33 protein-coding genes are annotated in these 26,081 nt (G+C 60.3%); 15 read left to right on the forward strand and 18 right to left on the reverse strand.

Annotated features, from left to right (window positions below; all coding sequences use genetic code 11):
• Positions 1-51: 51 nt before the first annotated feature.
• The 8 genes from ABXR19_RS03865 to ABXR19_RS03900 all read left to right on the forward strand — a co-directional run bounded on the left by ABXR19_RS03865 (position 52) and on the right by ABXR19_RS03900 (position 7,844).
• Entirely contained in the window at positions 52-771 is a 720-nt protein-coding gene (locus ABXR19_RS03865; protein ID WP_354599776.1) for a hypothetical protein, read from the forward strand.
• Positions 771-1,745: a trypsin-like peptidase domain-containing protein gene (locus ABXR19_RS03870; RefSeq protein WP_354599777.1), complete on the forward strand. Its 975-nt coding sequence runs from the start codon at positions 771-773 to the stop codon at positions 1,743-1,745. Before ABXR19_RS03865 ends, ABXR19_RS03870 begins: the two co-directional genes overlap by 1 nt.
• 381 nt (positions 1,746-2,126) lie before the next feature.
• Positions 2,127-2,423, forward strand: coding sequence for a chaperone NapD (locus ABXR19_RS03875; RefSeq protein WP_354599778.1), 297 nt, complete (start codon positions 2,127-2,129; stop codon positions 2,421-2,423).
• 83 nt (positions 2,424-2,506) lie between these two features.
• Entirely contained in the window at positions 2,507-5,050 is a 2,544-nt protein-coding gene (gene napA, locus ABXR19_RS03880; protein ID WP_354599779.1) for a nitrate reductase catalytic subunit NapA, read from the forward strand.
• A gap of 33 nt (positions 5,051-5,083) precedes the next feature.
• Positions 5,084-5,842 (forward strand): ferredoxin-type protein NapG, encoded by a 759-nt coding sequence (gene napG / locus ABXR19_RS03885; RefSeq protein ID WP_354599780.1) that lies wholly within the window; start codon positions 5,084-5,086, stop codon positions 5,840-5,842.
• Positions 5,839-6,696, forward strand: a complete 858-nt coding sequence (gene napH, locus ABXR19_RS03890) for a quinol dehydrogenase ferredoxin subunit NapH (protein WP_354599781.1) — start codon at positions 5,839-5,841, stop codon at positions 6,694-6,696. The genes napG and napH overlap by 4 nt, the downstream gene beginning before the upstream one ends.
• Complete coding sequence (locus ABXR19_RS03895; protein WP_354599782.1) at positions 6,693-7,157, forward strand: nitrate reductase cytochrome c-type subunit; 465 nt, start codon at positions 6,693-6,695, stop codon at positions 7,155-7,157. Before napH ends, ABXR19_RS03895 begins: the two co-directional genes overlap by 4 nt.
• Positions 7,158-7,169: 12 nt before the next feature.
• Entirely contained in the window at positions 7,170-7,844 is a 675-nt protein-coding gene (locus ABXR19_RS03900) for a NapC/NirT family cytochrome c (RefSeq protein ID WP_354599783.1), read from the forward strand.
• Positions 7,845-7,967: 123 nt separating this feature from the next.
• Here the strand turns inward: ABXR19_RS03900 and ABXR19_RS03905 are convergent, their stop codons facing one another.
• The 3 genes from ABXR19_RS03905 to ABXR19_RS03915 form a co-directional block, all read right to left on the reverse strand.
• The gene (locus ABXR19_RS03905) at positions 7,968-9,248 is read right to left on the reverse strand and encodes a phospholipase D-like domain-containing protein (protein ID WP_354599784.1); all 1,281 of its coding nucleotides are present in this window, start codon (positions 9,246-9,248) and stop codon (positions 7,968-7,970) included.
• A gap of 108 nt (positions 9,249-9,356) precedes the next feature.
• Positions 9,357-9,911 carry a hypothetical protein gene (locus ABXR19_RS03910; protein ID WP_354599785.1) on the reverse strand — a complete coding sequence of 185 codons (555 nt, stop codon included), beginning with the start codon at positions 9,909-9,911 and terminating at the stop codon, positions 9,357-9,359.
• An 18-nt stretch (positions 9,912-9,929) separates the two neighbouring features.
• A complete protein-coding gene (locus ABXR19_RS03915; protein WP_354599786.1) occupies positions 9,930-10,322 on the reverse strand; it encodes a BON domain-containing protein in 393 nt (130 codons plus the stop codon).
• Between the two features lie 768 nt (positions 10,323-11,090).
• On the opposite strand from ABXR19_RS03915, the gene ABXR19_RS03920 reads away from it, so the two are divergent.
• The 3 genes from ABXR19_RS03920 to ABXR19_RS03930 all read left to right on the forward strand — a co-directional run bounded on the left by ABXR19_RS03920 (position 11,091) and on the right by ABXR19_RS03930 (position 12,787).
• Positions 11,091-11,924 (forward strand): hypothetical protein, encoded by an 834-nt coding sequence (locus ABXR19_RS03920; RefSeq protein ID WP_354599787.1) that lies wholly within the window; start codon positions 11,091-11,093, stop codon positions 11,922-11,924.
• 149 nt (positions 11,925-12,073) lie between these two features.
• Entirely contained in the window at positions 12,074-12,562 is a 489-nt protein-coding gene (locus tag ABXR19_RS03925) for a hemerythrin domain-containing protein (RefSeq protein WP_354599788.1), read from the forward strand.
• 45 nt (positions 12,563-12,607) lie between these two features.
• The gene (locus tag ABXR19_RS03930) at positions 12,608-12,787 is read left to right on the forward strand and encodes a hypothetical protein (protein ID WP_354599789.1); all 180 of its coding nucleotides are present in this window, start codon (positions 12,608-12,610) and stop codon (positions 12,785-12,787) included.
• Positions 12,788-13,158: 371 nt separating this feature from the next.
• Here the strand turns inward: ABXR19_RS03930 and ABXR19_RS03935 are convergent, their stop codons facing one another.
• The 8 genes from ABXR19_RS03935 to ABXR19_RS03970 all read right to left on the reverse strand — a co-directional run bounded on the left by ABXR19_RS03935 (position 13,159) and on the right by ABXR19_RS03970 (position 18,494).
• Positions 13,159-15,582, reverse strand: coding sequence for a catalase (locus ABXR19_RS03935; RefSeq protein WP_354599790.1), 2,424 nt, complete (start codon positions 15,580-15,582; stop codon positions 13,159-13,161).
• A 130-nt stretch (positions 15,583-15,712) separates the two neighbouring features.
• Complete coding sequence (locus ABXR19_RS03940; RefSeq protein WP_354599791.1) at positions 15,713-15,904, reverse strand: hypothetical protein; 192 nt, start codon at positions 15,902-15,904, stop codon at positions 15,713-15,715.
• An 86-nt stretch (positions 15,905-15,990) separates the two neighbouring features.
• Complete coding sequence (locus ABXR19_RS03945) at positions 15,991-16,224, reverse strand: hypothetical protein (protein ID WP_354599792.1); 234 nt, start codon at positions 16,222-16,224, stop codon at positions 15,991-15,993.
• 28 nt (positions 16,225-16,252) lie between these two features.
• Entirely contained in the window at positions 16,253-16,384 is a 132-nt protein-coding gene (locus ABXR19_RS03950) for a hypothetical protein (protein WP_354599793.1), read from the reverse strand.
• A 14-nt stretch (positions 16,385-16,398) separates the two neighbouring features.
• Positions 16,399-16,884 (reverse strand): hypothetical protein, encoded by a 486-nt coding sequence (locus tag ABXR19_RS03955; RefSeq protein ID WP_354599794.1) that lies wholly within the window; start codon positions 16,882-16,884, stop codon positions 16,399-16,401.
• 44 nt (positions 16,885-16,928) lie between these two features.
• Positions 16,929-17,198, reverse strand: a complete 270-nt coding sequence (locus ABXR19_RS03960) for a GlsB/YeaQ/YmgE family stress response membrane protein (protein WP_354599795.1) — start codon at positions 17,196-17,198, stop codon at positions 16,929-16,931.
• A 646-nt stretch (positions 17,199-17,844) separates the two neighbouring features.
• On the reverse strand, positions 17,845-18,228 hold the full coding sequence (locus ABXR19_RS03965; protein ID WP_354599796.1) for a PRC-barrel domain-containing protein: 384 nt from the start codon (positions 18,226-18,228) through the stop codon (positions 17,845-17,847).
• A gap of 80 nt (positions 18,229-18,308) precedes the next feature.
• Complete coding sequence (locus ABXR19_RS03970; protein WP_354599797.1) at positions 18,309-18,494, reverse strand: CsbD family protein; 186 nt, start codon at positions 18,492-18,494, stop codon at positions 18,309-18,311.
• 285 nt (positions 18,495-18,779) lie between these two features.
• Here ABXR19_RS03970 and ABXR19_RS03975 point away from each other — a divergent pair, with 285 nt between their 5' ends.
• Complete coding sequence (locus ABXR19_RS03975) at positions 18,780-19,736, forward strand: extracellular catalytic domain type 1 short-chain-length polyhydroxyalkanoate depolymerase (RefSeq protein ID WP_354599798.1); 957 nt, start codon at positions 18,780-18,782, stop codon at positions 19,734-19,736.
• Positions 19,737-19,869: 133 nt separating this feature from the next.
• Here the strand turns inward: ABXR19_RS03975 and ABXR19_RS03980 are convergent, their stop codons facing one another.
• The 5 genes from ABXR19_RS03980 to ABXR19_RS04000 form a co-directional block, all read right to left on the reverse strand.
• A complete protein-coding gene (locus tag ABXR19_RS03980) occupies positions 19,870-20,391 on the reverse strand; it encodes a hypothetical protein (protein WP_354599799.1) in 522 nt (173 codons plus the stop codon).
• A gap of 92 nt (positions 20,392-20,483) precedes the next feature.
• On the reverse strand, positions 20,484-20,696 hold the full coding sequence (locus tag ABXR19_RS03985) for a KTSC domain-containing protein (protein ID WP_354599800.1): 213 nt from the start codon (positions 20,694-20,696) through the stop codon (positions 20,484-20,486).
• Positions 20,697-20,811: 115 nt separating this feature from the next.
• The gene (locus ABXR19_RS03990) at positions 20,812-21,372 is read right to left on the reverse strand and encodes a DUF2799 domain-containing protein (protein WP_354599801.1); all 561 of its coding nucleotides are present in this window, start codon (positions 21,370-21,372) and stop codon (positions 20,812-20,814) included.
• An 80-nt stretch (positions 21,373-21,452) separates the two neighbouring features.
• Positions 21,453-22,025 (reverse strand): NifB/NifX family molybdenum-iron cluster-binding protein, encoded by a 573-nt coding sequence (locus ABXR19_RS03995; protein WP_354599802.1) that lies wholly within the window; start codon positions 22,023-22,025, stop codon positions 21,453-21,455.
• 10 nt (positions 22,026-22,035) lie between these two features.
• On the reverse strand, positions 22,036-22,416 hold the full coding sequence (locus ABXR19_RS04000) for a DUF134 domain-containing protein (RefSeq protein WP_354599803.1): 381 nt from the start codon (positions 22,414-22,416) through the stop codon (positions 22,036-22,038).
• Positions 22,417-22,522: 106 nt separating this feature from the next.
• Between ABXR19_RS04000 and ABXR19_RS04005 the strand changes: the two genes are divergently transcribed.
• From ABXR19_RS04005 to ABXR19_RS04015, 3 genes are all read left to right on the forward strand, one after another.
• Entirely contained in the window at positions 22,523-22,840 is a 318-nt protein-coding gene (locus tag ABXR19_RS04005; protein WP_354599804.1) for a rhodanese-like domain-containing protein, read from the forward strand.
• Positions 22,841-23,088: 248 nt separating this feature from the next.
• A complete protein-coding gene (locus ABXR19_RS04010) occupies positions 23,089-24,435 on the forward strand; it encodes an NAD(P)/FAD-dependent oxidoreductase (RefSeq protein ID WP_354599805.1) in 1,347 nt (448 codons plus the stop codon).
• An 11-nt stretch (positions 24,436-24,446) separates the two neighbouring features.
• Complete coding sequence (locus tag ABXR19_RS04015) at positions 24,447-24,791, forward strand: hypothetical protein (RefSeq protein WP_354599806.1); 345 nt, start codon at positions 24,447-24,449, stop codon at positions 24,789-24,791.
• Positions 24,792-24,865: 74 nt separating this feature from the next.
• On the opposite strand, the gene ABXR19_RS04020 is transcribed toward ABXR19_RS04015, so the two are convergent.
• Both ABXR19_RS04020 and asd read right to left on the reverse strand, forming a co-directional pair.
• On the reverse strand, positions 24,866-25,219 hold the full coding sequence (locus tag ABXR19_RS04020; RefSeq protein ID WP_354599807.1) for a hypothetical protein: 354 nt from the start codon (positions 25,217-25,219) through the stop codon (positions 24,866-24,868).
• Positions 25,220-25,230: 11 nt separating this feature from the next.
• Positions 25,231-26,079 (reverse strand): archaetidylserine decarboxylase, encoded by an 849-nt coding sequence (gene asd, locus ABXR19_RS04025; protein WP_435594296.1) that lies wholly within the window; start codon positions 26,077-26,079, stop codon positions 25,231-25,233.
• Between the last annotated feature and the right edge of the window lie 2 nt (positions 26,080-26,081).

Genomic DNA, 26,081 nt, shown 5'->3' on the forward strand with positions numbered 1-26,081 from the left:
GTGACAATGGAGGCGAACCGCATTTTACAGGCCCGAACGGCCCATCCAAGCATGTCACTCAAGAAGCTTTGCATTCTCCTGCCCCTGCTCCTGCTCCCTGCCGCCTGGGTGCTGGCCGCGCCGCCCGTCCCGACGCCTTCGGCCTCGCTGCCGGCGCCGCCACAAACCCTCGAAGAAGCCAAAGCCCAACAGACCCGCGCCGCCCAGATGCGCCGGGATGCCGACAAGCGACGAAGCGAAATAGAGGCGATCCGCAAACGCGACAACGCCGCCTGCTATGCAAAGTTTCTGGTCAACGCCTGCCGCGACGATGTGCGCGCAGAATACATCGAGCGCATCAGCGTGGTACGCCAGCTGGAGATCGACGCCAATCAGCTCGACCGCACGGCCAAAGCCCGCCAGCTCGAAATCGAAAACGCCGCAAAACAAGCGCCCGCACCGAGCACCTCGCCAATGCCCGCAGCCAGCCAGTCTTCAGCCAAGCAGGCTCCGCAGCCAAGCGCCAAGCCACTCTCCGGCATGCCTGCTATAAAAACAGCGCCCAGCGCGGCAGTCCCGCCATCAGCCCAGGCCAAAGCCGATCAGGCTCGGACTCAGCGCATCAGCGAAGCCGAGCAAAGAAAACAGGCAGGCGCCAAGGCCGCGGCAGAACGCGCCCAGAAAGCCATTGAAGACAAGGAACGCTACGCGCGACGCCAGCGCGAGCACGCGGAAAAACAGGCCGCCAAAGCGGCCAAGGCGACCGCCTCGGGCCCTCAGAGCAAGCCCTGATGCGCCCGATTTTCCGCGCATGCGCACTGATCGCCTGGGCCACCGTGGCCCTGCCCTGTCTGGCGATGATGGCCGGTACGGCGCCGGATTCGCCGCAAGCGCGAATCGACGCCAACAGCCCTGAGTCGGCCTGGGCTGGCGTCGTTGCCTTGCGTGTCGGCAATGGCGTGTACAGCGCTGTCGCGGTAGCGCCGCGCCACATCCTCACCGCCGCACACGTGGCCGGCGGCAAGAACGGCGATGGCGCCGGTATCAGCCTCGTGCTGAACATCAGCGGCAATCAGGGGCAGGCGCTTGTTGTGACGCAAGTCGAAGTCTTCCCCGGCTACGCCTTCCCGTATGACGACCTGGCGCTGCTCACCTTGAGCGACGATCTACCCGAAGGCGTGCCGCTCTATCCAATCAACGATCTGCCACCCGTGCCCGGCCAGACCTTGCTGACGCTGGTGGGCTACGGCGCATCAGGCACCGGCGATCTCGGCAACACCAGTGGCGGCGATGCAAACATCAAACGCGTGGGCGAGAACATGCTCGACACGCTGAGACCCAGCGTCGACGCCAGCGGCCGCAGCAGCAGTTTCTTTCTTTACGACTTCGACGGTCCGGATGGCGACGGCGCGATGGGCGGACCAACACTGGGGAATGCCCGTGAATCCATGGTCAGCGGAGGCGACTCAGGTGCGCCGGCCTTCACCCTGATCAATGGCTACCATGTCCTCACCGGCATCTGCACTTTTGCCACGCCGCTGAATAGCGGGCGCGCCCTCAACTACGGCTTCGGTCAGGGTGGTGGTGGCATGCTGCTCAGCGATGCGCGCTTCATCGTCTGGCTGCTGGAAAAATCCGGCGGCAGCGTGCGCCTGCTGTCGACGCTGCCGGAGTCCGGCCACGTCGACTACCGCCTGCCCGCGCTGGCCGCCGGCACGCTGCTCACGGGGCTTGCCGGCGCGCTCTGGTGGCGACGGCGCGGATAACGAGATCCAAGGCTAGCCTGCAACTCAGCCTCACCTACCTGTAGACCCGCCCCCCCCGCCTCAATCTACAGGCATGCATCGCGCTCAGGCAGGCTGGGGGCGGCTCTTCGAGCATGTCATCGCACAAAGCCCACGGCACCAATATCGCGCCACGCCTGCGCGCTTGAGAATGCCTCATCAGGGTTTCCTCTGACCCCCGCAAACCCGCGCCAGTCCTGGCCTTCCGCGCCTCTTGATACGAATCAAGGAGAGCTGAGTGCCTGGCGACATTCAATAGCCCTGATTGCACCAGTGTGGCGCACTTCCCATAGGGGTGAATCAACGCCTCAATGTGGTGCAAAAGACTAGTCTGCGCAGACTGATCCGGCTTGGGAGAAGGACATGAAGATAGTGAGTTTGCTGACGCGAATCCGCCCTGAACAAGCGGAATCGGTCGCCACACAGCTGGCGATGATTCCCGGCGTGAGCCTGCATGGCACGACGCCGGACGGTACCCGCCTCGTCGTCATGATCGAAGACGGCGAAGGCTATGCCGTCAGCGATTCGATTCTGGCGGTCTCCAATGCGCCCGAGGTTCTGGGCACCACCCTGGCTTATGAGTACACCGACGAGGACGTGACGCCGGCCGAGCTGGCCGCCGCATTTTCCCGTTCAAAACGTGAGGAGATTCGAGCATGAGCACAAGACAATCGCCGGACCGCTCCAAGATTGGCTTGGCCCCCTCGGGGGGCCATCCGGCTGAGAGCCGGATCGGGGGCTCCATGAGCCGACGCGATTTCATCAAGACCCAGGCTCTGGCCGCCGCAACGGCCACCGCCATGGGCGCTCCGCTGGTGCAAGCGGCTACGGCGGCCACTGGCGACAAGTCATCCAGTGAGGTGCGCTGGGACAAGGCGCCTTGCCGTTTCTGCGGCACGGGCTGCTCGGTACTGGTCGGCGTGCAGAATGGGCGCGTGGTGGCGACACAGGGCGACCCAGATGCGCCGGTCAATCGCGGCCTGAATTGCATCAAGGGCTACTTCCTGTCCAAGATCATGTACGGCGCGGATCGCCTGACCCAACCGCTGCTGCGCATGAAGAACGGCCAGTACGCCAAGGATGGCGAGTTCACGCCAATCAGCTGGGACAAGGCATTCGACATCATGGCCGAGAAATGGAAAGCGGCGCTGAAGGAGAAAGGCCCGGGCTCGGTCGCGATGTTCGGGTCCGGCCAGTGGACCATCTTCGAAGGCTACGCCGCATCCAAACTGATGAAAGCCGGCTTTCGCACCAACAACATCGATCCGAATGCGCGCCACTGCATGGCCAGCGCGGTCACCGGCTTCATGCGCACCTTCGGCATGGACGAGCCGATGGGCTGTTACGACGACATCGAGCAGGCCGACGCCTTCGTGCTGTGGGGCTCGAACATGGCCGAGATGCACCCGATCCTGTGGAGCCGTATCACGGATCGTCGCCTCTCGCATGAGAACAGCCGCGTGGCGGTGCTATCCACCTTCGAACACCGCAGTTTCGATCTGGCCGATCTGGGCATCGTGTTCACGCCACAGACCGATCTGGCAATCCTGAACTACATCTGCCACCACATCATCAGCGCAGGCAAGGTAGACAAGGATTTCATCGCCAAACATGTGAATTTCAAACTCGGCGAGACCGACATCGGCTTCGGCCTGCGTCCCGGCCATGCGCTGGAAAAGGATGCCAAGTTCAATGGCTACCCCGGCGCGGATGGCAAACCGAAAAACAACCCAAGTGACTCCAAACCCTATACCTACGAAGCGTTCGCCAAGTTCGTCTCTGAATACACCGCCGAGAAAGTTTCCAAACTCTCCGGCGTGCCGGTCGACAAGCTCAAGAAGCTGGGCGACATGTATGCCGATCCAAAGATGAAGATCGTCTCGTTCTGGACCATGGGCTTCAACCAGCATACCCGTGGCACCTGGGCGAACAACATGATCTACAACGTGCACCTGCTCACCGGCAAGATCGCCACGCCCGGCTGCGGACCGTTCTCGCTGACCGGCCAACCGTCGGCCTGCGGCACGGCGCGGGAAGTGGGCACCTTTGCCCACCGCCTGCCCGCCGACATGGTGGTGACCAACCCGGAACACCGCAAACACGCCGAAGAAATCTGGCAGGTGCCCGAAGGCACGATCCCCGACAAGGTGGGTCTGCACGCCGTGGCGCAGAGCCGCGCGCTGAAGGATGGCGTGATCAAATGCTACTGGACCAGCACCACCAACAACATGCAGGCCGGGCCGAACGTCAATGGCGAGATCTATCCGGGCTGGCGCAATCCGAATGCCTTTGTCGTGGTGTCCGATGTGTATCCGACCGTCTCGGCACAGGCCGCCGATCTGATCCTGCCCAGTGCGATGTGGACCGAGAAGGAAGGCGCCTTTGGCAATGCCGAGCGCCGCACCCAGTTCTGGCGTCAGCAGGTCAAGGCGCCAGGCGAAGCCAAGTCCGATCTGTGGCAGTTCATGGAGTTCTCCAAACGTTTCAAGATCGAAGAAGTGTGGCCAGCCGAACTGATCGCCAAGAAGCCGGAACTCAAGGGCAAGTCGATGTTCGACGTGCTCTACGCCAACAAGTCGGTCAACAAATTCCCGCTCGCTCAGGTCGCCACGGTGAATGCCCACGGGATTGCGGGCTACATGAACGACGAGTCCAAGGCCTACGGATTCTATGTGCAGAAGGGTCTGTTCGAAGAGTACGCGGCCTTCGGGCGCGGCCACGGCCACGATCTGGCGGACTTCGACACCTATCACAAGACGCGCGGTCTGCGCTGGCCGGTGGTGGATGGCAAAGAGACTCTGTGGCGCTATCGCGAAGGCTTCGATCCGTATGTGAAAAAAGGCGAAGGCGTGAAGTTCTACGGCAACAAGGATGGCCGCGCCAACATCTACGCCCTGCCCTATCAGAATCCGCCCGAAATGCCGGACAAGGAATTCGACATGTGGCTGTGCACCGGCCGTGTGCTGGAACACTGGCATACCGGCAGCATGACGCGACGCGTGCCCGAACTGCACAAGGCCGTGCCTGAAGCGGTGATCTACATGCACCCGGATGACGCCAAGAAACGCGGCCTGCAGCGCGGCACCCTGGCCAAAATCTCGTCACGGCGCGGCGAGATCACGGCCCGTGTCGAAACGCAGGGGCGTAACAAACCCCCGGTCGGCCTGATCTTCGTGCCCTTCTTCGATGAAGGCCGCCTGGTCAACAAACTGACCCTGGATGCGACCTGCCCGATTTCCAAGCAGACCGACTTCAAGAAGTGTGCGGTCAAGGTGGTGCGGGCCTGAGGGCTGAGTGAAATGTGACGCACAAACACGCCCATGAAACCCGATCCTTCACGCCGCGCCTTTCTCGCCAGCTCTGCCGCCGCCATGGGCGGCGCGTGTGGCGTGGCCTTGGGGGTGAGTCTGTATGCCAGACAGGCGCGCGCCTTGCCGGCACAGGCACTGCGCCCGCCGGGCGCGCTGCCCGAGGATCAGTTTCTGGGCGCCTGTGTGCGTTGCGGCCTGTGTGTGCGGGCCTGCCCGTATGACACGCTGAAACTCGGCGTGCTGGGCGATGGCATCGTGAGCGGCACGCCCTATTTCACGGCACGTTCCGTGGCCTGCGAGATGTGCGAAGACATCCCCTGCGTGAAGGCCTGCCCGACGGGCGCGCTGGATCACAGGCTGACGGATATCCGCAAGGCGCAGATGGGTGTGGCGGTGCTGATCGATCAGGAGAACTGCCTGAACTTTCTCGGCCTGCGCTGCGATGTGTGCTACCGGGTATGCCCGGTGATCGGCAAGGCGATCAGCCTGGAGATGCGCCATAACCCGCGCTCCGACAGGCATGCGCTCCTGATCCCGACTGTGCATTCGGACGCGTGTACGGGCTGTGGCAAATGTGAACAGGGCTGCGTTCTGCCCGAGCCGGCGATCAAGGTGCTGCCGCGCAAACTGGCACAGGGCGCAGCCGATCCGCATTATCGGCGCGGCTGGGAAGAGAAGGCCAAGGCGGGTGGTTCACTGATCAGCGAGCAGGTGACGATGCCGGTGCGCGGACTGGATCAGTCGGCACCCGCAGGAGAAGCAAAGTGAGCGCGCAAGCACCGGGCCGTGATGCCATCGTGGCCAAAGGCTGGCTGCGCGCACACAAATGGCTGTTGCTGCGGCGCATGACGCAGCTGCTGGTGATGGGCGTGTTTCTGATCGGGCCGTGGTTTGGCTGGTGGCTGGTGAAGGGCAATCTGTCTTCCAGCAAGACCCTGGAGGTCTTGCCCCTGACCGATCCCTTCATGCTGCTGCAGCTGTTGGCGGCACGGCACTGGCCGGAGATGGAAGCCCTGATCGGCGCAGCCATCGTGCTGGGCTTCTATCTGCTGGTGGGCGGACGGGTGTTCTGCAGCTGGGTCTGCCCGATGAATGTAGTGACCGATGCGGCCAGCTGGCTGCGACGGCGACTGGGTTTGAAAGGCGGGCGCGCCCCGCATGAGTCAACGCGGCGCTGGCTGCTCGCGGCCATCCTGGTGGCCACGGCGCTCATCGGCAGCCTGGTGTGGGAATGGGTGAATCCCGTTTCGATGCTGCAGCGCGGCCTGGTGTTCGGCTTCGGCGCAGCCTGGGGCGTCGTGCTGGTGGTGTTCGCCTACGACGTGCTGGTGGCATCGCGTGGCTGGTGTGGCCACCTGTGCCCGATGGGCGTGTTTTACGGTGTGCTGGGCAAGGTGGCGGTGTGGCGGGTCAGTGCTCCACAGCGCAGTGAATGCAATGACTGTATGGATTGTTTTGCGGTGTGTCCGGAGCCGCAGGTGATTCGTCCAGCATTGAAGGCAGTGGGGCAGAGTCACCCTCTTATTCTGGATAGCGCCTGTACCAATTGCGGGCGCTGTGTCGATGTATGTAGTCAAAATGTTTTCCGGCTCACGAGCCGGTTCAACAGGAGCGAGAAATGAAAACCCGAAATCTGATGATGATCTGTGTCACCAGCCTGTTGTTGGCCCCCCTGTCATTGCTGGCCGCAAACGAAGCCAAACCGTTTGAACCGGTCAAGCTGCAAACGCTACGCGGCACGGATATCTCCGGCCCGGAAGCCAACTCCGAGAACTTCAAGAACGAACGCGACGTCGCCCCGATTCCCCGTGATTTCGTGCAGCAGCCGCCACTGATTCCGCACACCACCAAGGGTTACAACATCACCAAGAACTTCAACAAGTGCATGGATTGCCACGCCTGGAGTCGCTACAAGGAAACCGGCGCCACCAAGGTCAGCCTGACGCACTTCAAGAGCCGCGAAGGCAGCGAATTCTCCAACATCTCGCCGCGCCGCTACTTCTGCACCCAGTGTCATGTGCCGCAGACCGATGCCAAGCCCCTTGTGGCGAACAAGTTCCAGCGCGCCGATGGCCTGCGCTAACAGGACAAAACCATGACCAATGACACCCAAACCAGCAGCCTGAAATCCCGCCTGATCGGCCTGCTCAAGAAAAAATGGACCATCGGCCTGGGCGGCCTGCTGCTCGCCTTTGCCGGCGGCATCATCTTCTGGGGTGGCTTCAATACCGCCATGGAGATCACCAATCGCGAGGCCTTCTGCATCGGCTGTCACGAGATGGAAGAGAACGTGTATCGCGAATATCGCAACACCATTCACTACTCCAACCGCACCGGCGTACGCGCCACCTGCCCGGACTGTCACGTGCCCAAGGAATGGGGCCACAAGATGATCCGCAAGATCCAGGCATCGAACGAAGTGCTGCACAAGATCCTCGGCTCGATCGACACGCCCGAAAAATTCAATGCCAAGCGTCTGCAACTGGCGCAGAACGAATGGGCGCGCATGAAGAAGACCGACTCGCGCGAATGCCGCAACTGCCACAACTACGATTCAATGGACTACGCCGAGCAGAACCGGCGCGGCGCCAACATGCACCAGAAAGGCTTCGCCGAAGGCATGACCTGCATCGACTGCCACAAAGGCATTGCCCACAGCCTGCCGCCGGTAGAACAGGCGATTGGCGTCAGCAATCACGGCGCAGCACCGGATGTTGTCCATCCACCACTCCCCCCCAAACCCGAAGCGGAAGCCTCGGCGCCTGAGTGAGCCATGGGATCTGAATAGCAAAACGCCCCGCGAGTCGGGGCGTTTTTTTGAATCCTTCGGCCCTCCGTCTCCGAAGAGATCTCTACAAATTCAACGAATTCGCATGAGAGCTCTCACCTGCATCTACAGCTGTGCGCCGATCAAGGACGCGGCGTGCTCCAGAAGCTTTTCGTGAAGTGGCCGCTGCTGCCATTCGTGCAGGCTCACCCGGCGCGAGCGCGACAGATCGGCATTGAACACTTCCACTTGCTGGCGAGCGAAATCGGTCGCGTAGATGTTCAGATTGGCTTCGTCGTTGAGGCGAAAGGAACGGGTGTCGAAATTGGTTGAGCCAACGGACACCATCAGACTGTCGATGATCAACACCTTGCAGTGATACATGGTTGGCTGGTACTCATAGATCTCCGCTCCGGCGACCAGCAGATCGCCCCATCGGGCACGCGAGGCGCTCTGGACGACAGCCGCGTCACTGTGCTCGCCGGGCACGATGATCTGTATCTTGACCCCGCGCTTGAGCGCACCGACGAGCGCCTGACTACTTAGTTTGTCGGGGACAAAATAGGCACTCGACAAGTGGATAGAATGTTGCGCCGACGTAATCGCCAGCAGATACATCAAATGCATGCTCTCGCTGCCGTCGGAGGGCGAACTGCTGAACATCTGCGCCTCGTCTTTCCCCGCTGCTGGCAGCTCCGGGAAGTAGTCGTCGCCATGCAGGACGACACCGGTCGCCTTGATCCAGTTATCGAGAAATACCACCTGCATTTGTGCTACGACCGGACCCTCGGCCCGGAAGTGGGTATCACGCCAGTGCTGCGGATCCTCCGCATCGCCCGTCCAAAGCCCGGCAATGCCGACACCGCCGGTGAAACCCACTTTGCCGTCGACGACCAGTACTTTGCGGTGTGTACGGTTGTTCATGCGCGCCAGCGAGTACCAGGCAGGCTTGTGAAATTTTCGCACTTCGACGCCGGCCACCTCCAAGGCAGCGAGATGCGCAGGATCCATCCTGTTGCTGCCGACCCAGTCGAGCAGCACGTGCACCTTGACGCCGGCGCGGGCACGTTCGGCCAGCGCGTCAGCGAACTCCTTGCCGATTGCGTCCAACCAGTAAATGTAGCTCTCAAAGGTGATGGTCTTCCTCGCATCACGAATGGACGCAAGCATGGCGGGAAAAATCCGGTCGCCATTCAACAGCGCTTCGAAACGGTTTCCGTGCAGGATGGCCGGCCCGAGCAACACCCCCATCGCGCGCGCAAAGGCCGGATCAGCGGCCGCGTAAAGGCGCTCCACGCTTTGCTCGATTTTCTTCTCGCCCGTGGTGAAGTTCAGCGCCAGGATGATCACCAGCGGCGTCAACACAAGCACGACGAACATACCGGAAATGGAGAATATCGCCTTCATTCAACAATAATCGACTGCATGAGTGCGGTGCTTTCAGAGCAGTGATTCATCATGTCTTGCTTTAAAAATACGGGCAGCGGCCATGCCGCCACCCGCAGCATTACTCGCTTAGCGATTACCGCCGACGGCAGGCATGCGCTCGTCGTCACTCACGCTGACCTCACCGGTGCTGGTGATGTCTTCCGCCCCGGCTTGTTTCATGATTTCTTCGACGCGGTCGACAGCATCCCCATTACGGGTGTGCACCGAGATGAGGATATTGCCTTCCTTGATTTTGGCTTCGTACTGCTTGGCTTCAAACTCAGGAATGCCCATGCCGATCAGGGCGCCGGCGATACCACCGATGGTGGCGCCAACGGCCGCACCACTGAGTGCTGCCATGATCGGACCGGCCGCAATGAACGGACCCACGCCCGGAATAGCGAGTGCGCCGATACCAGCCAGCAGACCCAACACACCACCAGTTACGCCCCCAGCACTGACACCGATGGCGGTACCTTCCGGCGCTTTGGTGTTGTGCTCGTGGGCAAAGTCACGGGTGCCGGTGGTGTCTGGAAACAGCACGGAGACGTCGTTGGTAGGAATACCGGATTCATTCAAGCGTTGAACGATGGTTTCAGCTTGAGCTTCGGTATTGGCGATACAGATAACAGTTTTTGACATGATGATTTCCTTTAAAAATTATTTGACTTGCAATTGGTTGTCGATACTTTTGATGCCCGGCATGGCCTTGACCATGACGTTGATTCTTTCCAGTTCGGCAGCCGATCTGACCGGGCCACGTAAGGTCACCGCGCCATTACGGGCAATGACTTTGATGTTCTTTGCATCCATGGAAAACTCGCCCTTCACTAGAGCCTGGCGAATCTCCTGGGTAATTTTCAAATCCGACGAGTTATTCATCTGATCCATCGGGGTCAAGGTGGCGTCATCCCGGTCACGTTTGTTGATGCCGGTATTGTTTGCAGCGCCCTCTTGAACCATTGGCTTTCCGGTTGCTACTGGCTCGCTTGCTGCGTTTGCCAGATAGGGCGTCAGAATCAGGCATGCCGCGAGAAATATTGGTTTTTTCATTCAATTCACCTCATTTGCAGGGTTGAAACAATCAGCCTGGGTTCAGGATGATTCGGGTACGGCACCGCCAGGAAGACTGCCCGGTGCTGGTTTTGATATCGTGTTCAGGGTCCGGATTCTGGCGATCTGCATGCCACCGCACCTGTTGTGATCAGACACGCGTCGTGCACCTATCTGCTTGGATCGAGTTTCGCTTTTGTATTGCGGGCTCAGCCACAGCCTTCCACTTCGCAACTCATCGCATAGCGGCTAGCGTTTGTGATGATCAAGAGCATGCGATTCGATTCCTCAGTGGCGAGCATCTTCGCAACTCCCGTCACCAGTGGCGCTACTGCACAGCCTTTCCACGGGGACCGAGATTGCACGCGGGCTCGGCAAGTCTCTGTGCGCTGACGCGCATTACGACGTTATTCCCGTCAGTGCCGTGGCGCCCTTGGCGCAAACAACCGGCTCACTCAAAAAGCGCGATCGGATCAACAGCTCGTATCAACTACGCAGCAAGCAATTACTTCGTTTGCAATGTTGCTCACCGCACAGAATCGACATTCTTCAGCGCTTAACGTTCAGCCTCTGAGCTCGTCATGTTCAATGACTAAGCCATATTCAAAATTCATCATGAGGACTGACATGAACACTCCGAACACCGCAACGCTTGACTCTCCAAAGCACGGACATGCCCTGCGTGACGGCTACGCCGACACCTCAGGCTCCAAGACAAGCGCCGTCTCGTGGTCCGCTATTTCTGCGGGAGCCGCTGCCGCTGCCGCCTTGTCACTGATCCTGTTGATACTCGGCGTCGGGCTGGGCCTGTCATCGGTATCGCCATGGTCGTTTGAAGGAGTCAGCGCAGCGAGCTTTGGCGTATCCACCATTGCGTGGCTGACGCTCACACAATTGCTTTCGTCTGCGATGGGCGGCTACCTGGCGGGCCGACTGCGAACCAAATGGATGAATACGCTCACAGACGAGGTGTTTTTCCGCGACACCGCGCACGGCTTTCTGGCTTGGGCTGTGGCCTCGCTGGCTACCGCGGCGCTGCTGACATCGGCTATCGGCCCCATCCTGAGTGGCGGCAGCCAGGTAGGGGCCTCGGTCGTGAGCGGAATAGCCAGCACAGCCGCCGTAGCTACGGGCGCTGCTGCATCGAGGAAGATGGCATCTGAGGAAATTGGGCCAATGGCTTACTTTGTCGACGCCCTGTTTCGCCGGAATGGGAATGCTGCAGAGGCCCGTTCGACCGGGGTGGCAATGCCTGCCGAAACGTCCGAACGCGCCACCAACAATGAATCCTCGGAAGTTGGCCGCATTTTTACGAACGTCACTATTTCAGAGCCCCTGCCACCTGAGGACATCCAGTACGTCGGTCAGCTTGTTGCGCAACGCACGGGGCTGTCGCAACAGGAGGCAGAGAAGCGCGTTATGGACATTTACGTACGCGCTCAAGCGACGCTGAGAAATACGGAAATTTCCGCCAAAGATGCGGCGGACAAGGCACGCAAGGCTTTTTCCTATGCAGCGTTGTGGATGTTTGTGTCCTTGCTCATCGGAGCCTTTGTCGCCAGCTTGACCGCTACTTACGGCGGCCGGCAACGTGACGCCTGATCATTCACTTTAACCACTCAAATCAAGAGGACACCATGCGCTCGCTCATATTGTTTTTTCTCGGCATTCCCATCCCGATCATTATTCTGATTGCGTTGTTCGTGCATTGATTGCACACAACTTACCCACCACTTTACAAAGGAAATTTCATGACTACGACCACGAAGACCACTACCAAGCCTAAGGCTAGCGAGACTCCGAAGGATGCAATCGCGCTGCTCCGGGCTGACCACGGAGCCGTAAGTGCCTTGTTTGAAGAATACGAAACAGCGAAGTCCAGCAAACAGAAAAAAGCCTTGGTTGCGGAGATCTGCATTGAGTTGAGTGTGCATACGCAGATCGAAGAAGAAATTTTTTACCCGGCAATCAAAGCGGCGCTCAAGGACAAACTTCTGGTGCCGGAAGCTACGGTTGAGCATGCCGACGTCAAGGACTTGATCGCACAAATCGAAGGTATCGAACCTGACGGTGAAATGTACGATGCCAAGGTCCAGGTGCTGTCTGAATACGTCAAGCACCACGTCAAGGAAGAACAGAACGAGATGTTCCCGAAGGCCAAGACCACTTCACTGGACATGCTCGAACTCGGTGTTCGCATGGCGGCGCGCAAGGCCGAACTTCTTGCAGCCCGCGCCTAACGCCCAGCCGACATGTCAAACCCATGGCTTAAAAAGAATCCGTTCATGAGTATGTGGCTGAGCGCTGCAAACCGCATGGCTGGCACCATGCGCGGCCAGGCTACAGCCCAGGTCAAACGCGAGATCAGTGCTACTGCGACCAAGGCCACCAACGACAATCTGAAGGCCCTGCTCGGCGCAACAGCGCCGGTATCGCTCAAGACTAAGCTCCAGCGGCGTCGTTGATCTTCTCACTGCACTGGTGAGGCGCAGGACGGCAACACGGGGGGGGGCGAGCATCACCAGTTACTGGACGGCATCGGTCTTGCCATGAAAGTCCAGAGCCCCCCACTACTCATTTCAGGTCTGATCAGTTGGTGTATTGCTTGCAGCAACGCTGAACAAGTAGCGTTAAAAACTGCGCACGCAATCAGATCAGCTCAACGGCGGGAATTTGGCGAAACATGATGGTTTTTCCGTATTTCCCGGACGATTATCGCCCTGACCTCGCTATCTCCCAAGTGCATATTTCTGCATCTCAGGCTAAGTCCAGTTGGAATGCTCAAGAAGAAAGCACCAAGGCCAATTGGGGCTAGGCTTGGCCTTGGGGCCGGGTATCAGATTCGTGGCGGGTCCGTTTCGCGTGCCGGGTGGCGGTGCTGGGCGATGGCCGTGATGAATGCTGCTTGAGCCTTCCCGACTTCGTCAGACTCCGCAAGCAGCACACCGGGATCGGCATCGCCCGAGACGAGGGAAACCTCGACGCCAGCGCGATCAAGCAAGGCCTTGGCCGCGCCGAGGGCAAGGAGTGTCTTGCCGTGGCGATACTGCAAGGCAACGAAATCGATGGCCTGCGCGTTGCGCAGCAGTGTCTTCACGCCCACTTCACCGTCAGGCAAGACCACGGCATCGAACAACACGGATGGCGAATTCTCAAAGCTTGCGGTGGCCTCGACGGCCTTGTCGTCTGCCGTATCCACCGCACCCAGCCGGGCGGCAACCACCACCGTAACCGCGCCTGCGGCATGCAATGCAGCCTGTACCGCCACCAGCGACGCGCCTTCCACGCCGTGCGCCACCAGCAAAGCCACCTTGCGTGTTCGGATGCCACCGTCACCCGGCAATGCCATCAGCGACAGCGCACTGGAAACGCTCACCTCGGGCCTGTTCGGGGTCTCCAGCGCACGCGGCAAGGCGACGGGTAGCGGCATGCCCAGACCATCAGCCACTTCGGCCGCCAGTTGCGGCGACACGTTGACCAGCGACGCCAGCATGCGCTCGCGGATTGCGGCCACCGTCAGCTTGCTCAGTTCGAAGCGGAAGCCACCCGCGATATGCGCTTGCTCGACCGCGCTCTGGCTGTTGTAGAACAGGGTGGCCTGTGTGTAATGGTCGGCGAATTTCTCCGGCTTGCCACGCAGCTTTTCGCCCTGAGTTTCATTGTTGGGCTGCGGAAATGACACGAAGCCTTGAGCGCCCGCCTGGAACGGACATCCGCCCGCCAGCGAGTTCGGTTCGTAAGCCACGCGGCCACGATTTACCGCCTGGCGATGAATGCCATCGCGCTGGTTGTTCGACACCGGCGCTAGTGGTGCATTGATCGGGATCTCATGAAAATTGGCACCGCCGAGACGGGTGATCTGCGTGTCGATGTAGGAGTGAATGCGGCCGGCCAACAACGGGTCGTTGCTGAAGTCGATGCCCGGCACTACGTGCGCGGCGCAGAAAGCGACCTGCTCGGTTTCCGCGAAGAAATTGTCGGGATTGCGGTTCAGCACCATGCGCCCGACGGGCCGCACCGGCACGAGTTCTTCGGGGATGAGTTTGGTCGCGTCGAGCACATCAAAGCTGAAGGCTTCGGCCTGCTCTTCGCTGAAAATCTGCAGTCCAAGTTCCCATTCCGGGTACTCGCCGGATTCGATCGCTTCCCACAGATCGCGGCGGTGAAAATCGGCATCCGCGCCAGCGATCTTCGCGGCCTCGTCCCATACCAGCGAATGCGTGCCGAGTTTGGGTGTCCAGTGAAACTTCACGAACTGCGAAACACCCTCGGCAGTGACGAGACGGAACGTGTGCACGCCAAAGCCCTGCATCATGCGATAGCTGCGCGGGATGGCGCGGTCTGACATTACCCACATCAGCATGTGCGTCGTCTCGGGTGACAGCGAGACGAAATCCCAGAAGGTGTCGTGCGCCGAAGCGGCCTGCGGCATGGCGTGGTGCGGCTCGGGCTTGACGGCGTGAACAAGGTCCGGGAACTTCATCGCGTCCTGGATGAAGAACACCGGAATATTGTTGCCCACCAGATCCCAGTTGCCTTGATCCGTATAGAACTTGACGGCAAAGCCGCGCGCGTCGCGCGCCGTATCGACCGATCCGCGCTCACCCGCCACTGTGGAGAAGCGCACGAACACCGGCGTAACCTTCCCGGCCTCGGCAAACGGCGCAGCGCAGGTCAGATCGGTGAGTGCGTCATAGGCTTCGAAATAGCCGTGCGCCGCCGAGCCGCGTGCGTGCACGATGCGTTCGGGAATGCGCTCATGGTCGAAGTGAGTAAGCTTCTCGCGCAGGATGAAATCTTCCAGCAAGCTCGGCCCGCGCAGGCCGGCTTTCAGTGAATTCTGATTGTCGGCTACCGGCACGCCCTGGTTGGTTGTGAGCACCTGCCCGGAGCCATCAACGCGTGCCTGCGCCAGTCGGCCATCAATGGCGTGGCTGCCGGGGCTTGCGGGTTCGCCGGTCTTGGCGGTGATGTTGGTTTCGCTCAGGGTGCTGGCCGACACCGTGTCGGAGGCAGCCTCTACGGTCATGCCGACTGACGGATTCAAAGCGTTATCGCGCCCGAAGTCGAGCGCCTTGTTCGTGTTGTGTGGCATAGCCTCCACCAGGGCCTGCGTCCACGCGGCCTGCTCCATCACAGGATCAGGCGCTGCTGACAGCTTGTCGGCGTTAGTGCCACGGCCAGCACGACGCAGCGATATGGATTTGGGCTCGCCTGAAGTTTTGGCGGGCGTGGGCGGTAATGAATCATTTTTTTTCATGGCTAACTCCGGGATTGGGGGGCTCAAGGGGCTACTGCGGTCACTGCTGGTAGTTCGCAACGCGCACGGTTGCGATGGGTCATTGCTCTCTTGCACGCGACGAATCTGAAAAAGTGGGGTCAAGCCACCATCAAGAACGGGACGACGGTGGCTTGCCGCCAGGGCCGGGCACCAGACGGGCACGCTGCTTCGCGTCCAGAGCGGGGGTGGCACGCATGTCGGTGTCAACCAGGCCGGCGTCGATGTCGTGCTGGGCTTGGGCCATGCGGGAGTCGGGTACCCTCGCAGTGGTGTCGGCCGACTCATCGCGTTCGTGAGGCAACTCCAGACCAGCTGCGGACTCAAGCGGTTTGGCGCCACGCGGCGGTGTGGCAAGCTGGTGTCCTACGGGACGTCGGGGTCTTCGGTTCAGAGACATCTGCCAACCTCGACGGGTTGATAGTTCGATCGGATTCGCTGAGGCCGTCTGGCCTGCGAGCCCGTGCTCGTATCGGGGTCAATGATCCGGTCGTGCTCGGGGTCGTCCGGGATGCGAACGGGAACCGGCCCTTCGTCGGGCTCGACAGGCAGCTCGTCCGGCTCGAACTCATCGTCAATATCGAGCTTCGGGTCATGTCGCTTGTGGGGATGGGTACGGTTCATGCGGATCTCTCCAGATCTGATGACATATTCATTGATCGAACACATGCTGGCGCGAAGGTCCAGCCTGCAGACCGAAGCGGTCTGCAGGCGCAGCAAACACATCCCGATTCCAGCCCAGACCGATGTGGCCGCCCTCGACTTCGATGCCGTGCCGACTCATTCTCGACGGCAGGCTCAGATTGGGCCATTGACACGGACCCATGCATCGCGGGCGGCGGATCTGGCAGTATCCCAAGTCAAGGTAGAGGAGCCATTGCTGGTCATCCATGCCCGCGACATCTCTGGCTCGATGTCATCGAACGCACGCCCCGGGTAACGGCTGAACGCATCGACGCCGAAGCCATAGGCCGGGCCGTAGTCGTCATAGCTCGAACCGCTTGCGACATACGGGCGCTCGCTGTAATTGCTGCGCCAGTACACGTCCTCCCGTGTCGGGTCGATTGCTTCGGCGACGCCTTTACCTGCGAGTCCACCGACCACTGCGCCCACGGCGGCGCCGACAATTGTTCCGACGGGTCCGACGACAGTGCCTGCAGCAGCCCCGGCTGCTGCGCCACCCAATAAAGCGCCAGCACCAGTGCCGACCGGGTGGGCGCCAGGGGCGCCTGAAATCGGGTCATGGTGACCATCGTTGTCAGGGGTTTCGTTACGGTTGTTCATGGCGTTTCCTTTTGCTGTTGACTGGGATGAATGGGTTTTAGAAATCAGCGCAAGCGGCCACGTCGCAGCAGGTTCACGATCGCCAGCAGGACGACGGCGCCGAGGAAGGAGACGAACATGGCCGGTAGACTGAAGTTGTCCTGGTTGATCGTGCTGATACCAACCAAGGGTGAAACAAACCAGCCGGCGAGCGTGGCGCCAACGATGCCAACGACGATATTGAGGAACATGCCTTGCTCGCGGTTGGTTTTCATCAGCATGCTGGCAAGCCAACCAATGACACCGCCGACGATAAGCCAGATGATTAAATTCATAACGCGCTCTCCACAGTTTCTATTGGCGTCCCGGACGACATGTTCAGGACTTGAGCGGGCATGTTTGCATCGGCAATAAGTTGCGTCCGTACGGAACCGAACACACTTTGAGTTAAGTGTGAATCATCAATGCCAGCCACTTTTCGATCCTCGCGAACGAGTGCGTGGCCTGCCGCCGCACGTCTTTTTTGCGCTGCGAATGCGGGAGATCAGATGAAAATTCCGGCGACGCCGGGCGCCGGCATACGTCTCAGCCGCATGCCTGAAAATATCTTGCAGAAGTTGAACTGGTGGCTTTGTGTACCGGGCACGTGGCTCCGGGTATGGACGTCAGCAATGATCAGCATCCACCTGCACGTAGACGCCCGGATCACGCATTTGGGCAGCGCGAAATTCACGAGAGTTCGACAAGCACGCGGCTTGCGCCAGGGCATATCAGCCAGCGCAATGCTCTGCGGCGTTAGGCCGTCCCGCGTGGCGGAATAATTCCGTCAAGGGCTGCCGGGAACCCTGGTTGTTCCAGCTCGGCTGGGCTTGCCTTGAAAGCCCCCGGCGCTGCCGGGGGATACTATCTATTCAATCCGAATTGAAGCTGATGCGGCCAAAGACGGGCGCATCAAGCTCAAGCACCGTTTATTACAGGGCTTCAGTAAGTCGAGCCGTAATAGGCGTGGACGCTCTTTTCCCACGTAGAGTCGGCCATATTGGGCCAGTTATCGGAGTCGAAGCCCGGCGCATTCTTCAGGTGTTCCTCGTCAGTATCCATGACGATGCGCTTGTTCTCCGTATCGACGGTCAGTGCGCTCCATGGCACGGCAAAAAGTTTTTCGCCAAGGCTGAGGAAGCCGCCAAAGGACAGTACGGCGTAGCGAATTTTGCCGCTTTCGATGTCCAGCATGAGCTCCTTGATGCTGCCCAGCTTTTCATCTTTCGGGTTGTACACATCATCGCTGCTGAGCGAGCTGGCGCTAAGAAGTCTGGAGCCACGGCTGCCGGCATTGATTGAATTGCTGTTGATCGTTTCGTTCATTTGATGCTCCTGAATTTGCTTGGAAAATGACTGATTGGGGAAAGTGGCTTGGCGGAGTGTTCGGCCCACGCTTCGACTATTTACTTACCCTTGCTGACATCCTTGAGATCTTCTTTCAGATCACCGTAAGCGGCCTGAACCTTGCCCCCGGTTTTTTGAATCTTTCCTTCCACTTCCAGATCGTCGTTACCGACGAGCTTGCCAGCAACTTCCTTCACTTTGCCTTTGGCATTGTCGATACGACCCTTGACTTGGTCCTTGTTCATTGCGTTCTCCTGAGCGTGAAACTGGTTGAAGGGGGCAGCGCCGATAAAGCAATCCGGCATCTGCTGCGCAAAGATTAGGTCGGACGCTGCCACCCGTCGGTGTGCTAGCACCCATATCGCGCAATCCAGGCAAGTGTTCGCGAGCCAACAGAGGCGGCGAGAAGCAGGCGTGAGAATGGGGAGCTAAAAAACCAGTCAGAGGATTAAGCAATGGCAAGGCGCTTGCAAAAAACGGTCTGGGGTCGATCACTCCAGGGCGCATTGAAGACGATGACGCAGACGGCAATGCGCGTCGGAACCAAGGCGCTCAAGCAGGGCTTGCAGGCGGGGCCGCTGGTGGCCCAGCGCGTGGCGGGCAAGAAAGTGATGGCAAAGTCGGCCAACTGGACGACGGGGCTTGCCATCGGCACAGCGGGTCCCCGCCGCTATCGGCTGTACACACCTACCGGCGTGCGACGCAACGAGAGTCTGCCCTTGCTGGTGATGCTGCATGGCTGCGGACAAGATGCCGAAGCGCTGGCTGCCAGCAGTCGGATGAACACCATCGCGGCCCGAGAGCGCTTTTTCGTGCTCTATCCCGAGCAGGATCGCCTGTCGAATGTGCAGGGCTGCTGGAACTGGTACGACACCCGCACGGGTCGGGCACAAGCCGAAACGAATTCGATCAGCGCAGCCATCGAACAGGTTTGCCGGACGCAAGCCGTCGACCGCAGCCGCCTCGCCCTGGCCGGGATCTCTGCCGGTGCCGGCATGGCCGTGTTGCTCGCCACACAGCATCCGGAACGCTTTCGGGCCATCGCCATGCACTCGGGAATCGCCCCCGGCGTCGCTCACTCATCGGCCGGCGCCATCAAGGCCATGTTCGGGAAAAGCGTGACAACAGCGCCGCTGCCGGCCATCGCGCCGGATGTCAGGCTACCCGCACTGCTGGTCATTCACGGCGCGGCAGATCATGTAGTGGCGCCGGGGAACGGGGTCGAAGCGGCTACGCGCTGGGGAGAACGCGTCGGAGCCCGGCCAAGCAAACCGCGCCGGGTGCAGCGTGGCGCCCGATACGCCGCGATGGTCACCGATTATCGAAAAAGTGGCCGCCTGATTGCGACACTCTGCGAAGTCGAGCATCTCGGCCACGCCTGGAGCGGCGGCGCAGCAGGGCATCCCTACAGCGATCCCAAAGGCCCGGATGCCTCACGGATGATCTGGTCCTTCATCGCCCGACAATTCACCAGGGCGGCGGACTAGCCTCACATCCTCGGCCCGCAAACCGTCGCTGAGCGCCTTGGTGCCCGAGTGAAGGGCGTGACTGAAAGCAAAACGCCCCGTGGGTCGAGCCGTTTCGCTATGTGACGGATTTATTAGGAGTGAGCTCAATGTTTTATTTGCAAGAATCCGCTTTTGAAATTTTAACGGGAATCTTTAAGTCGCCTAATTCATCCAAATTAAAAGTGCATTTTTTTTGAGACCAATCCCAAAAAAGTCTCGCTTCGTAATTTTTATCTTTCTCTGGAACAAAGCTTCCCGACAGAATACAGATAACGTAAGCACCATCAGCAACCACAAGACTAAGAGCAATTGGTTTGTCTGCCGCGACATACATTTCAGCTATATTCGACGCATTAACAGAAGTAGGACGAAAAGGCATATCCAAAGAACGGCCTTTGTATCCATCGCTACCAAGGAGCCCTCCATATACTGTTCCTGCGCCAGGAGCTGATCGATCAACACAATCTCTATTGGGAATCCCCTTCACCCATGAATTTGCCAGCACTCTAAGCTTTGCTCTGGGCTGACTCTCGTCAGCTTCTTTCATTGGGCTAAATTGAATTGTAATCGTACTGCATCCTGCAAATAGAGCTAAAAAAGATAACAAGGCACTACATCTAATGATGAATTTCATTCAAAACCCTCGCATTCCAATACGACTACTTAAAAATGGCGAACAGCAAATTTATGGGCCTTACATTAACGGTTCACTGACTACCGTCAGCCTCACCGCTTGATCGAATAGTCCTCTTCGATCTTGTCCTGGTAGTAGCCGAAGGGTGAGCTGCTGGCGAGGAAGCGGGTGGCGATTTCTTCGCCGACGTTGGTGTGCTGAATCACTTTCCCCGACGAGAATTCGATTTCGAGGATGCGGCTGCTGCGCTCGTAGCCAGCGGACTTGATGCCGCCGCGATTGATGGATTTGCGTTCGATGGGCATTGCGGTCTCCGTTTGAAAACGATGCGACTGAAGAGCCGCCACCAGTGTGACTCTCAGAGCAGCATGCTCGCAGAAGCGCGCCAGATGACGCTGTACGGGCAGGCCATCACAGGAATCAGAAGCGCAGCCGATCGGCGCGGTATTCGCGGCGGCGCAGTTCGTCCCAGGCGAAGTCGCGTTCCATGCGCAGGCGGCTCATCTGGCCGGCGAGGTAGCGCACGTCGTCTTTTTTGTCGGCCTTGCGCAGGCGCATTTCGATGTCGCGCTGCTCGCTCTCCAGCCGTTCCAGCCGCTGGCGAGCCTCGAAAACATCGCGACCGACTTCGTAACTTTGCAGGAAACCGCCTTCGCTCCAGTCCGGGCAGACGCCTGCGTAGTGTTCGCCGCGTCGCCCGACGGAGAGGCCGTTGGCGGGCGTGCAGTAGAAGTTCAAACCGCGTTCGCGGGCTTCTTCGTACACGCGTGGATTTGGCTTGATGCCGTATTCGGAGCAGGCCTTGCGGTGTTCATCGAGGCGCGATTGCGGTCGGCCGTTCTGACCGTCGCGATAGCCGACGGCGGCCCAATCGCCGCTGCGGCAATCCTGCTCGCTGAGCGTAGCGCAGCCGTTCAGGACGAACAGGCTGGCCAGCAGCGTGGCGTAAAGGGCAAAGCGGCGCAGGATTTGGAGGGGCATGGTTCGTCAGATCGGACAGGAGCTGGCAGTGTAACGCCAGCTGCCTGCCGCAGGATGACAGAAGCCCGTCGGTGCGGGAATCAGTGCGCGCAGCCGCAACCGCCGCCTTGCTTGCGCCCCTGCCCGCCACCGCCACAGCCGCCTTCTTTGCCGTGTTCGTGGCCGGCATGATCGTGGCCTTTGCCACCGCAACATTCGTGGTCGTCCTCAGCATGGCCTTTACCGCCACAGCATTCGTGATCGTCGGCGTGGTTCGCGCCACCGCAGCATTCGTGCTCGACTTCTGCCGCACCGTGATCATGACCGCCACAGCAGCCGCCACCTTCTTGCGGTGGGCTGAAGCGCGGCAGCGGCTCAAGTTCGCCAGCGCGGAACTGGGCCAGCACTTCAGCGACCGAGCCGGGCTCGACGCCGAAAACGTGCACGCCGTTTTGCTGCAGCTGGACGAGCAGGCGCGGGTGGATTTCGTTGCAGAAAATGCCTTCGATACCGCCGATGATTTCGTCGCTGACCTGCTCCGGGCTGTTGCGGTCGACGGCATGGAAAGTGTCGCTATCGCTATCGAGGATGATCAGGTGTTGCGCGGCGCCGAAATCGGCTTCGATCATGGAGGCGAGGCCTTCGGGGGCTGCGACGGGGATACAGAGTTTCATGGTGTTTCCTTCAGGGCTTGAGTGAAAGGTTCGTGGGTTGGACCAGGATAGTGGCCCTCTCCCCCAGCCCCTCTCCCGCAAGCGGGCGAGGGGAGCATTCAGCGTCGCCTTGCGACGGTTGTGATATCCGTAAAGCTTTGCCGTTCAGCAAAGCGTCGGCAATCTTGCGGTGAGCGCGTTCAAGGATGTTGCCCACGGTCTGGCGCGACACGCCCATGCGTAGCGCGACATCGGCCTGATACAGGCCATCCAGATCGGCCAGGCGCAGGGCTTCGAGCTCGTCGAGTTCCAGCCCGACTTCACTCAGCGCATGCATGGGAACGCCGCGCGGTTTGAAGTAGTCTGAGACAGGTGCGCAAGTGGTGCAGCGATGTTTGGCAGGACGCGCCATGGGCAAGTTTGATTATTGGCAAAAGCCAATTATCAGTCCGGCAGCAAAATACAGACGTTGATATGGATCAGACCTGAGCCTGCATCGACACAATCGAGGAGACAAAATGTTCAAACATGTTTTTACGACAGTCCTGCTGGCATTGAGCTGCGCCGCCGTTTCAGCCAAAACCGTGCTGATTGACGTGCGCACGCCGGAGGAGTTTGCGGCAGGGCATCTGGAGGGTGCGCTGAACATCGACCATTCCGTGATCGACAAACGCATCGGCATGGCTGGCGTGAGCAAGGACGACGAGGTGATCCTCTACTGCCGCTCCGGCCGCCGCTCGGCAATTGCTTCAAATTCGCTCAAGGGCATGGGCTACAAAAAGCTGCTGGATTACGGCGGCATCGAGGACGCACGCAAGAAGTTGCAAAAGAAGTAGCTTGGAGAGGCGCTCTGCGCCTTACTTTCCACGGCACATGCCCAGCAAGCCAATCTCAACGCGGCTTTCCGGGCATGGCTGATTCAATTCCATTCCCACCACAAATTCTGGTCCGCGCCTTTCTGCGCACAAACACACATTCCCGAAAGGGTTGTTCAGCGCCACGTTCCGGCTGCCGTTAACGCATGTGGGCTCAACCAACAGGCGGGCGCCTGCTGCACGAAAGCCACTTTGTGGAGAATGTGACCATGACCAGAAACTCCCGCGAACACGCGGACTCGGCGCACTTGCACGGGATGGATCGACGCAGCTTCCTGCGCCTGACGACAGCCAGCGCTCTACTGCTTGGCATCAACAGCCGCCCTGCCGACGCAGCGGCCCTGAAAACCGCGGCGCACATCGTAATTGCCGGCGGCGGACTGGGCGGCATTGCGCTGGCCAATCGGCTGAGCCGCGAACTGGATGGCGCGAAGATCACGATCCTCGACCGTCGCCCGGAGCATTACTACCAGCCCGGCTACACCCTGATCGGCACCGGCGTATGGCCCCGAAGCAAGGTGGTCGATGCGGTCGCCCCGCTGCTGCCGGCCGGCGTGAATTGGGTGCAGGAGATGGTGGCGGAATTCGATCCGGTCGCCAACAGCGTCACGACCGACAGCGGCAGCAAGATCCGCTACGATTTTCTGGTCGTCGCGACCGGCCTGCATCTGGATTACGCCGCCATCGAAGGCATGGACACGACTGCCATCGGCCGCGAAGGCCTGGCCAGCGTGTACAACGGGCCGGATGGCGCAGTGGCAAGCTGGCAAGCCATGGCGGCGTTTCGTGACAAAGGCGGCGAGGCGATCATGACCCTGCCGGCCACGCCGATGAAATGCGCCGGCGCACCGCTGAAAACCACCTTCATGCTGCGCGACCGCCTGCTCAAGGCGGGCACTTTGGGCAAATCAAACATCTCGTTCCAGTCTGCGCAGAAGAACGTGTTCGGCGTGCCGCGCATCAATGAAGAGGTGCTGACGCGCTGGCAGGCACTGGGCATCGGCGTGGAGTTCGAGCACAAGCTGGTCGGCATCGACATCGGCGCGCATCGTGCGCGCTTCGTCACGCCGGCTGGCGAGAAACTGGAGCGGCCCTATGATTTCATCCACGTCGTGCCGCCGATGCGCGCCACCGATGCGGTGAAAAAAAGCGCGCTGGCCTGGCAAACCGGGCCAATGGCCGGCGGCGGCTGGCTGGAGGTGGACAAGGAAACCCTGCAGCACAAGCGCTTCCCGAATGTGTTCGGGGTGGGCGACATCAATGGCACGCCACGCGGCAAGACGGCCGCCACGGTGAAAAAGAGCGCTCCGCTGGTGGCCGCAAACCTGATCGACGTGATCGCCGGACGCGCGCCTCAACTTAAATTTGATGGCTACACCTCCTGCCCACTGATCGTGCGCGAAGGCTCGGCACTGCTCATCGAATTCGACTATGAAGGCAAGCTCACGCCCTCGCTGCCAATGATCGACCCGCTGCAGGAAAGCTGGTTTGCCTGGCTGATGAAAGTACAACTACTCAAGCCCGCGTATTTCGCCGTGCTCAAGGGCCGCGTCTGAGGAGAATGACCATGTATGAAATCTGGCTTGCGGCAAACATCCTTCTGGAACTGGCGCTGATGAACTGGCCGCTGGTGCTGGCTTATGCCCTGGTACTGGCGCTGCTGCTGATCCTGGCCTTGCGGGCGCGGCCGCTACCCTGGCGGCGACGCCTGCCTGTGGCGCTGGTGGCTGGCGCACTGGTAGGCATTCTGAGCATGCTGAGCGTGCCGGGGCTGATCGGCGCACAGCTCTCCGATCTGGCTTACTGGGTGGACTGGGCCAACCTGTTCGCTGTATCCGCCGGGTTTGGTGCGGCAGCAGCGGCGCTGGCCTGGCCGCTGGCGGCCTGGCAAGGGCGAGAACGATTTGAATGAAGGCAGGCTGAATAGCCGCGCGGGGCGAGCCTCTTCAGCATGGCATGCTGAAGAAGTCCGCTGGGCGCGGCGCTTCAGGCGGCCGAATCTTCGCTTGTTTGCGAGCGGCCGCTGAACAGGGCGATCAGCAAGAGCACCCAGCCGCAGCAGGCAAAGAGCATGACGATCAATTGGACGACGCCCACCGCGAGGAAATTGGCGGACGCCAAACGCTCCGTTTGCGCGGCGTAAATCAGCCAGAACTGGGTGCCGGCACTGATCAGCAGACCAAACAGGTGACCGCAAAAACCGGCGATGCATAGTCGGGCGAAGCGGCGCTGCTGCGGCAGGCGGGTTACCGCGAGAGCAAGCCCGACGCCATAGATCAGCAGCAAAGGCAGATACGAGCTGAATTGCACAAACTGTGCGAACAAGGAATTCAGGTCCACAAAAGCTCCTTTCAAAACACGGCTTGCGCCATCACCTCGCCCATGCGGATCGCACCGGCCGGCGCCCAGGCCGGGTTGAAGCTGCGTGCGCCCTTCGGGAAGAGCATCACGACGGTGGAACCGAGCAGGAAGCGGCCCATCTCTTCGCCCTGTTTCAGCACGATCTGCTGATTCTCGTAATGCCATTCGCGCAGCTGGCCGGGGCGCGGCGGATTGACCTGGCCGTGCCACACGGTGGCCATGCTGCCGACAATCGTGGCGCCAACCAGTACCAGCACAAACGGCCCCTGCGCGGAGTCGAACACGCAGACCACACGTTCATTGCGCGCGAACAGGCCCGGCACGCCGCGCGCGGTCGTCGGGTTCACCGAGAACAGATCGCCCGGCACGTGAATCATGCGTAGCAGGCGGCCGTCGCAAGGCATGTGAATGCGGTGGTAATCGCGCGGGGAGAGGTACAGCGTGGCGAAATCGCCATCCTGAAATTGCGCGGCCAGCGCCGCATCGCCGCCGACCAGCGCGGTCGTGGAGTACGTGTGGCCCTTGGCCTGGAAGATCTGGTCGCGTTCGACCCTGCCGAACTGGCTGATCGCGCCATCCACCGGGCATACCAGCTCGGCTGCCGCCAGCGGGCGGGCGCCGGGCTGCAGGGCGCGCGTGAAGAAATCGTTGAAGCTGGCGTAGCTGGCGATATCCGGATTCGCCGCCTCGGCCATGTTCACGCCGTAGCGCCCGACGAACCAGTGGATCACGCGCGTGGTCAGTGTGCCGCATCTGGCCGAGGCGAAACGCCCGGCCAGCCGGGTCAGCGCCTGCTTGGGCATCAGGTATTGCGAGAGGACATTGAGCGGAATCGACACGG

The sequence above is a fragment of the Uliginosibacterium flavum genome (assembly GCF_040566545.1).
GTDB classification, from domain to species: Bacteria; Pseudomonadota; Gammaproteobacteria; order Burkholderiales; family Rhodocyclaceae; genus Uliginosibacterium; species Uliginosibacterium flavum.

Coding starts and splice junctions, on each gene's coding strand:
- ABXR19_RS03985 (WP_354599800.1), bottom strand. CDS start 20,696: ATGCCCATCGAACGCAAATCCATCAATCGCGGCGGCATCAAGTCCGCT.
- ABXR19_RS03935 (WP_354599790.1), bottom strand. CDS start 15,582: ATGAAAAAAAATGATTCATTACCGCCCACGCCCGCCAAAACTTCAGGC.
- ABXR19_RS03905 (WP_354599784.1), bottom strand. CDS start 9,248: ATGAAGGCGATATTCTCCATTTCCGGTATGTTCGTCGTGCTTGTGTTG.
- ABXR19_RS03895 (WP_354599782.1), top strand. CDS start 6,693: ATGAAAACCCGAAATCTGATGATGATCTGTGTCACCAGCCTGTTGTTG.
- ABXR19_RS03950 (WP_354599793.1), bottom strand. CDS start 16,384: ATGAGTCGGCACGGCATCGAAGTCGAGGGCGGCCACATCGGTCTGGGC.
- ABXR19_RS03995 (WP_354599802.1), bottom strand. CDS start 22,025: ATGAAACTCTGTATCCCCGTCGCAGCCCCCGAAGGCCTCGCCTCCATG.
- ABXR19_RS03980 (WP_354599799.1), bottom strand. CDS start 20,391: ATGAAATTCATCATTAGATGTAGTGCCTTGTTATCTTTTTTAGCTCTA.
- ABXR19_RS03930 (WP_354599789.1), top strand. CDS start 12,608: ATGAGTATGTGGCTGAGCGCTGCAAACCGCATGGCTGGCACCATGCGC.
- ABXR19_RS03870 (WP_354599777.1), top strand. CDS start 771: ATGCGCCCGATTTTCCGCGCATGCGCACTGATCGCCTGGGCCACCGTG.
- ABXR19_RS03965 (WP_354599796.1), bottom strand. CDS start 18,228: ATGAACGAAACGATCAACAGCAATTCAATCAATGCCGGCAGCCGTGGC.
- napA (WP_354599779.1), top strand. CDS start 2,507: ATGAGCCGACGCGATTTCATCAAGACCCAGGCTCTGGCCGCCGCAACG.
- ABXR19_RS03990 (WP_354599801.1), bottom strand. CDS start 21,372: ATGCCCCTCCAAATCCTGCGCCGCTTTGCCCTTTACGCCACGCTGCTG.
- ABXR19_RS03925 (WP_354599788.1), top strand. CDS start 12,074: ATGACTACGACCACGAAGACCACTACCAAGCCTAAGGCTAGCGAGACT.
- napG (WP_354599780.1), top strand. CDS start 5,084: ATGAAACCCGATCCTTCACGCCGCGCCTTTCTCGCCAGCTCTGCCGCC.
- ABXR19_RS03875 (WP_354599778.1), top strand. CDS start 2,127: ATGAAGATAGTGAGTTTGCTGACGCGAATCCGCCCTGAACAAGCGGAA.
- ABXR19_RS03915 (WP_354599786.1), bottom strand. CDS start 10,322: ATGAAAAAACCAATATTTCTCGCGGCATGCCTGATTCTGACGCCCTAT.
- ABXR19_RS03975 (WP_354599798.1), top strand. CDS start 18,780: ATGCGCGTCGGAACCAAGGCGCTCAAGCAGGGCTTGCAGGCGGGGCCG.
- ABXR19_RS04010 (WP_354599805.1), top strand. CDS start 23,089: ATGACCAGAAACTCCCGCGAACACGCGGACTCGGCGCACTTGCACGGG.
- ABXR19_RS04015 (WP_354599806.1), top strand. CDS start 24,447: ATGTATGAAATCTGGCTTGCGGCAAACATCCTTCTGGAACTGGCGCTG.
- ABXR19_RS03970 (WP_354599797.1), bottom strand. CDS start 18,494: ATGAACAAGGACCAAGTCAAGGGTCGTATCGACAATGCCAAAGGCAAA.
- ABXR19_RS03865 (WP_354599776.1), top strand. CDS start 52: ATGTCACTCAAGAAGCTTTGCATTCTCCTGCCCCTGCTCCTGCTCCCT.
- ABXR19_RS04000 (WP_354599803.1), bottom strand. CDS start 22,416: ATGGCGCGTCCTGCCAAACATCGCTGCACCACTTGCGCACCTGTCTCA.
- ABXR19_RS03960 (WP_354599795.1), bottom strand. CDS start 17,198: ATGAATTTAATCATCTGGCTTATCGTCGGCGGTGTCATTGGTTGGCTT.
- ABXR19_RS03910 (WP_354599785.1), bottom strand. CDS start 9,911: ATGTCAAAAACTGTTATCTGTATCGCCAATACCGAAGCTCAAGCTGAA.
- ABXR19_RS03955 (WP_354599794.1), bottom strand. CDS start 16,884: ATGAACAACCGTAACGAAACCCCTGACAACGATGGTCACCATGACCCG.
- ABXR19_RS04005 (WP_354599804.1), top strand. CDS start 22,523: ATGTTCAAACATGTTTTTACGACAGTCCTGCTGGCATTGAGCTGCGCC.
- ABXR19_RS03945 (WP_354599792.1), bottom strand. CDS start 16,224: ATGAACCGTACCCATCCCCACAAGCGACATGACCCGAAGCTCGATATT.
- ABXR19_RS03900 (WP_354599783.1), top strand. CDS start 7,170: ATGACCAATGACACCCAAACCAGCAGCCTGAAATCCCGCCTGATCGGC.